We start from the raw sequence: 1165 nt of genomic DNA, 5'->3' as shown, positions 1-1165 counted from the left end.
ATGCCACACAGATAAATCCTTTATTATTTTGCTAGAGTAGTTATTAGTTTTAAAAAAATAATGGAGTAATTAATTACTCCATTATTTGAAAGAACTTTAATTTAGTGAAATTATTTACTCTGTTTCAGCTTCTAAAGACTTTCTATCGTCTGCAAATAAACCTTTCCATTTGCTTGGTATATAGCTGTCGATTATTTTTGTTTCAGTATTTAGTTCTGCGAGTGAGTCTTTTAAACGAGCCATAGTTTTTGGTATATTTTGGCTAGTATCACCAACTACTGAGCGAACTAAGCTTTGACTAAGTTGATTGACAGAGATCCCACCAGACTGTTGCTCGAATGTAGTGTATACATCAACTTGATAACCTGTTTGATATTGAACAACACATATGAAGAACGTTGTTCTTTCACTCCACCCGCTAACTGATTTATCTGACTTCATAGTGAGAATAGGAGAATCACACTGAGGTATTTTCATACCTGAACCTCCCGATGCTTGTGATAAAGCTGAGAATCCGCTCATAACGTTACCTAACTGTGTATTTTGAAATGGACTAACTAATTTAAAACGAGATGCTTTTTCAGGAAGAGATGCTGGAGGAATACCTCTATTAACCGTCAAGCTATCCATGCTAGATTGAGCCGAATCAATAATCGTATCAAGAACAGTATCTCGAATAGACGAGTCACCTTTTACATCGATTATCATATACGCTTGCTCTGTTGTTCTTGTTGGAGTGGTTGAAGCACAACCACCTAGAACAAACATAGATAAGGCTACAAGTATTTTGTATTTCATTTTGACTGTTTGGTCAAAAACTGGTCAGATTAGTTGCCTATATAGGTACAATCGTGTTTTTGTTCCTTTTTTAGGCTTGAAATGAGTGGCTTAAACATCAAAATTAAAGAGATTGTAAATTATTATCAGCATTAAATTATTGAAACAAAAAAGGCTGCAAATCTGCAGCCTTTTAAGCTTGTAATTACTTAATGGGTAACTCTATCGCCCCAAATGTCTTCTAGGCGACTGTCGCGACCACAGCGCCAGCGATAGGTGTTATAACGAATAGGATTATTTTTATAGTAATCTTGATGATAACTTTCATCGCCTTTTATCGGGTAAAAAGTTTTCGCATCAAGAATAGGGGTTACCACTGTTTGGTTAG

The 1165-nt window shown here is 35.5% G+C and carries 1 protein-coding gene and 1 pseudogene; both read right to left on the bottom strand.

The genetic code is table 11. The features are described from left to right. Positions 1–114 precede the first annotated feature (114 nt). Positions 115–798, bottom strand: a complete 684-nt coding sequence (locus P20439_RS01970; RefSeq protein ID WP_008464194.1) for a hypothetical protein — start codon at positions 796–798, stop codon at positions 115–117. Positions 799–986: 188 nt separating this feature from the next. After that, positions 987–1165: pseudogene (locus P20439_RS01965) on the bottom strand (peptide-methionine (S)-S-oxide reductase); the annotation flags it as partial.

The sequence above is a fragment of the Pseudoalteromonas sp. BSi20439 genome (genome assembly GCF_000241165.1).
Taxonomy (GTDB): Bacteria; Pseudomonadota; Gammaproteobacteria; order Enterobacterales; family Alteromonadaceae; genus Pseudoalteromonas.
The sequence above is the reverse complement of the archived record's forward strand: the minus strand, read 5'-3'. Positions and strand labels throughout refer to the sequence as shown.

Coding starts and splice junctions, on each gene's coding strand:
- P20439_RS01970 (WP_008464194.1), bottom strand. CDS start 798: ATGAAATACAAAATACTTGTAGCCTTATCTATGTTTGTTCTAGGTGGT.